This window comes from Crenalkalicoccus roseus, from assembly GCF_004761865.1.
GTDB lineage: Bacteria > Pseudomonadota > Alphaproteobacteria > Acetobacterales > Acetobacteraceae > Crenalkalicoccus > Crenalkalicoccus roseus.
Genome location: NZ_SJDM01000085.1, coordinates 1 through 3,877 on the forward strand (window position 1 = coordinate 1; position 3,877 = coordinate 3,877).

A 3,877-nucleotide genomic window follows, 5' to 3' on the forward strand; every position below is an offset into this window, starting at 1 on the left:
CGGCGGGCCGCCGCGGCCGCGCCCGCCGCGGGCGGGGGCGGCCGGCTGCGCGGCGCGGGCGAGCGGGGTGGAGCGGTCCGCCCGCCGGTCCTCGGCCGGGATGGCCTGTCGGATCAGCTTCTCCACCGCGCGCAGCTTGTCCATCTCGTCCGGCGCGCAGAGCGCGATCGCCTCGCCGGACGCGCCCGCGCGCGCGGTGCGGCCGATGCGGTGCACGTAGCTCTCCGGCGTGTCCGGCAGGTCGTACTGCACCACATGCGTCACGCCGGCGACGTCGATGCCGCGCGCGGCGATGTCCGTCGCCACCAGGATCGGCGCCTTGCCGGTGCGGAACTCCAGCAGCGCGCGCTCGCGCTGGCCCTGGCTCTTGTTGCCGTGGATGGCGTTGGCGGCGAGCCCGTCCTGGGCGAGCTGCTTCACCACCCGGTCGGCGCCGTGCTTGGTGCGGGCGAAGACGAGCACGCGCTCCACCTCCTCGGCGCGCAGCAGCGCGGCGAGCAGGGCGCGCTTGCCCGCGGCCTCCACATGCAGCACGCGCTGCGCGACGCGCTCGGCGGTGGTGGCGACGGGCGTCACCTCCACCCGCGCCGGCTCGCGCAGCAGCTCGGCGGCGAGGCGGCCGATCTCGGCCGGCATGGTGGCGGAGAAGAACAGCGTCTGCCGCTCCCGCGGAAGCTGCGGCACCAGCTTGCGCACCGCCGGCAGGAAACCGGCGTCCAGCATCTGGTCGGCCTCGTCGAGGACGAAGACCTGCACCTGGTCGAGCCGCGCCGTCCGCTCGCCCAGGTGGTCGAGCAGCCGCCCCGGCGTCGCCACCAGCACGTCCACGCCGCGGGAGAGCGCCTGGCGCTGCGGCCCGTGCGCCACGCCGCCGAAGACGGTGGCGACGGAGTAGCCGAGATGCTTGCCGTAGGCCTTGAAGCTGTCGGCGATCTGGCTGGCCAGCTCGCGCGTCGGGCTGAGCACCAGGGCGCGGCAGCCGCCGCGCGGCGGGCGCCCGCCGGTCCGCATCAGCCGCTGCAGGATCGGCAGCGCGAAGGCCGCGGTCTTGCCGGTGCCGGTCTGGGCGATGCCGAGCAGGTCCCGCCCCTCCAGCACGGCGGGGATCGCCTGCGCCTGGATCGGGGTGGGGGAGGTGTAGCCGGCCTCCTCGAGGGCGCGCAGCAGCGGCGCGGCGAGGCCGAGGTCGGAGAAGTCGGTCACGAGAAATGCAGATCCCAGTCGCGCGGCACCCTGCGCGGGCGCGCATCCTGCCGCGGGTTTCGAGTGGAGACCCCGCGTGGCTGGGTCGGTCCGGAAGAGGCGTCGCGTGCCCGGCAGTTCGGCTCGGCCCGGCGCGGCGCGTCCCTCTCGGGGATCTGGCGCGGCCTGCGCGGGCGGCCGCTCACGCGGCCGGGGCACCGCCGGGGCGATCCGCCGCCGGCCCACCCCAGATGCGCCTTCGCGGGCACGAAAGCAAGGGGCGATTCGCGCCGCGATCACGCAACCGGGATGGCAACGGCCCCGCCGGGGCGGCGATGGAGCAGCATGGCGCGCTGGGGACGAGCGGTGGCGGCGATCCTCATCCTGCTCGGCCTTCCGGCCGCGCCGGAGGCGACGGCGCAGCCGCGCCCGCAGGATCGCCGGGTGGCCGCGCCGGCCCAGGCCAAGGCGGAGCCCGCCGCCCGTGCCGCTTCCCGGCCGCAGGCCCGCGCCTCCCAGCGCCCTGCCCGGTCGCGGGACGCCGGCCCCTCCCGGCGCCCTGCCCGGCCCCAGGCCCGCCCCGCCCCCCGCCCGCCGGCGGAGACGGCGGAGGAGCGCCGCCTGCGCGTGGCCGAGACGGTGCGGCAGGCGGCGCGCGAGACCGGCTTCGATCCCGAACTCCTGCTCGCCATCGCCATGGCCGAGAGCAGCCTGCGCGAGGAGGTGCGCAACCCCCGCTCCTCCGCCGCCGGGCCGATGCAGTTCACCACCCCCACCTGGCTCGCCGCGGTCCACGGCCTGGCGGACCGGGTGCCGGCGCTGGCGCCGCACCGGGCGCGGCTGCTGGCGCTGGCCGAGCGCGAACTCGCCCTCTCCCGCACCCGGATGGCGCCGGCACGTCGGCGCGCCGCCTTGGCCGCGCTGCGGCGCGAGCAGGCGGCGGCGCAGCGCGCGGCGCTGGCGCTGCGCCACGACACCGCCACCGCCGCCCGGGTGGCCGCTGCGCTGGCGCAGGAGGATGCGGAGCGGTTCCGCCGCCTGACCGGCGAGGCGCCCGCCTCGCCCGGCCAGATCTATGCGGTGCACCTGCTCGGCGTCGGCGCCGCCGCCGCCCTGGCGCGGGCCGAGCGGCAGCGCCCCTCGGCGAGCGTGGCGGAGGTGCTGCCCCCCGGCGTGCTGCACGCCAACCGCGAGATCTTCCTCGGCGAGGACGGGCGCCCGCTGCCGATCCGGGAGGCGGGCCGTCGCATCGCCGCCCGCCTGCAGCCCACCGAGCCGCCCCTGCTCGAGATGGCGGAGGCGCGCTAGAGCGGATCCCGTTCAGGTGGCCTCACCCGGACGGGTGAGGATGCCCGCACGATCAACGGGCCGGGGCATCCGGCCGCGGGCTGGGGCGAACGGAAAACGCCTTGGCGCTGATCCGCGAGGGCGGGGCGCCGGAGCGCCGTTTCCATCCGGCGGTGCCCGTGGAAGCGGCTCTGGCCCGCCATCCGTCCGGCAGAGTCACGCTCCAGGCCGGCTGCGGCCCCCGCGCTTCGCCCGGAGGCCGTTCAGGCCGTCGGCAGGCGGTGGAAGCCGGGCTCTCCGGGCGGGTCGCAGAAGCCCTCCTCGATCGCGTCCACCCGCGCCAGGGCGGGGCCGCGCCGGCAGGCGGACAGCAGCGCCTGCACCGCCGGCTCCCCGCCGGCCACCACCGCCTCCACGCTGCCGTCACGGCGGTTGCGCACCCAGCCGGACAGGCCGAGCCGCGTCGCCTCCCGCACCAGCCAGTCCCGGTAGCCCACGCCCTGAACGCGCCCGGTGATCCTCAGCCGCCTCGCCTGCATCCGCGCCGCCTCATCCGCGCATCAGCGCCACCAGCCGCGCCGCCAGCGCCACCTCGGCGCCGATGCGCGCGCGCCGCGCCGCCGCCTCGGCGTCCGTGCCCCAGAAGCGCTCCTGGAAGGCCTCGTCCAGCGTCGCCAGGCGGTGCGCCTCGGCGGCCTCCAGCCGGCCGTGCACCACGGCGAGGCCCAGCACCAGGCTGCCGAGGCCCGGCACCAGCACGCCGAGCGCCGAAAGCTCGAGCGCGCCGAGCGCCGCCACCGCCCGGCGCAGCGCGGCGAGCGCGGTGGCGTCCTGCGGCACTGGCATCAGCCCCGCGGTGACGCGCAGCGGCGCGTCGAGCTGCAGCGCCGCCCAGTCGAGCAGCGGGTCCCACTGCGCCGCCTGCTCGGCGGCGAGCCGCCGGTCCTCGGCGCGGTAGCAGAGCAGGTCCGTCTCCCCGTAGCGGGCCAGCGCCGTCACCACCGGCGCGGGGTCGGGGGCGATGCGTTCCTGCGCCGTGCCGGCAAGGCGCGTCAGCGGCACGTCGGCGAAGCTCATCTCGCCTCCCTTGGCGCCGCCGGCGCGGGCCCATTCCTCGGCGATGGCCTCGGCCAGCGCCGCCGCCGGCACCACCAGGGGGGCGCCGCCGGGCAGGCGCACCGGGCGGCCGTCCAGAAGCACGCCGAAGCCGCCCGGCTGCGGGGCGGCGGCGGCACTGTCCCAGAAACGCTTCATCGTGTGGTCATCCTCATCGGCCGAGCAGCCCCGGGATGGGCAGCCGCCGCAGCAGCTCCTGCGCCGGCGCCGGCAGGTCGCGCGGCACGGGCGAGGGGGCCGGCTGCGGCTGCGCCGCCGGCGGGGCGGCCGGCGCGGCGGAGGCCGGCACCGG

The 3,877-nt window shown here is 78.4% G+C and carries 4 protein-coding genes; 1 reads left to right on the top strand and 3 read right to left on the bottom strand.

Translation table 11 applies throughout. The features are described from left to right. The coding region (locus tag ET526_RS20800; protein WP_135470960.1) for a DEAD/DEAH box helicase at positions 1-1,203 on the bottom strand (1,203 nt) is incomplete at its 3' end. 324 nt (positions 1,204-1,527) lie between these two features. On the opposite strand from ET526_RS20800, the gene ET526_RS20805 reads away from it, so the two are divergent. Further along, entirely contained in the window at positions 1,528-2,490 is a 963-nt protein-coding gene (locus ET526_RS20805; RefSeq protein WP_135470962.1) for a transglycosylase SLT domain-containing protein, read from the top strand. Positions 2,491-2,732: 242 nt separating this feature from the next. On the opposite strand, the gene ET526_RS20810 is transcribed toward ET526_RS20805, so the two are convergent. Both ET526_RS20810 and ET526_RS20815 read right to left on the bottom strand, forming a co-directional pair. Further along, complete coding sequence (locus tag ET526_RS20810; RefSeq protein ID WP_135470965.1) at positions 2,733-3,008, bottom strand: acylphosphatase; 276 nt, start codon at positions 3,006-3,008, stop codon at positions 2,733-2,735. Positions 3,009-3,018: 10 nt separating this feature from the next. Next, positions 3,019-3,723 carry an ATP12 family protein gene (locus ET526_RS20815; protein WP_135470967.1) on the bottom strand — a complete coding sequence of 235 codons (705 nt, stop codon included), beginning with the start codon at positions 3,721-3,723 and terminating at the stop codon, positions 3,019-3,021. Positions 3,724-3,877 lie beyond the last annotated feature (154 nt).